Consider the following 272-nt stretch of genomic DNA (forward strand, 5'->3'; position numbering starts at 1 on the left):
CGACCGTGCAAAGCCGAGCCTTGGCCGGGTTGGCCAACCGCACGCCGGTGTGCTGCCTGCCGGGGTCTACCGGGGCTTCCCGGACAGCGTGGGAGGGGATCCTGGCCGAGCAGTTGGATGCCCGGCACCGGCCGTGCAACTTCGTCAAGCACCTGCTGCCCATCGAGGCCTGTGCAAGCCGGGGCTGATCGTTCGCCTGTACCGGCCCTATCGCCGCCTTGCCGGCGATAGGGCCGGTACAGGTTGCCTGGAGAGTCCAACCCAACACTGCT

1 pseudogene is annotated in these 272 nt (G+C 68.4%); it reads left to right on the forward strand.

Annotated features, from left to right (window positions below):
• Positions 1-188, forward strand: a pseudogene (locus GYA94_RS26595) (molybdenum cofactor biosynthesis protein); the annotation flags it as partial.
• Between the last annotated feature and the right edge of the window lie 84 nt (positions 189-272).

The sequence above is a fragment of the Pseudomonas juntendi genome (assembly GCF_009932375.1).
In the GTDB taxonomy this organism is placed as follows: Bacteria; Pseudomonadota; Gammaproteobacteria; order Pseudomonadales; family Pseudomonadaceae; genus Aquipseudomonas; species Aquipseudomonas juntendi.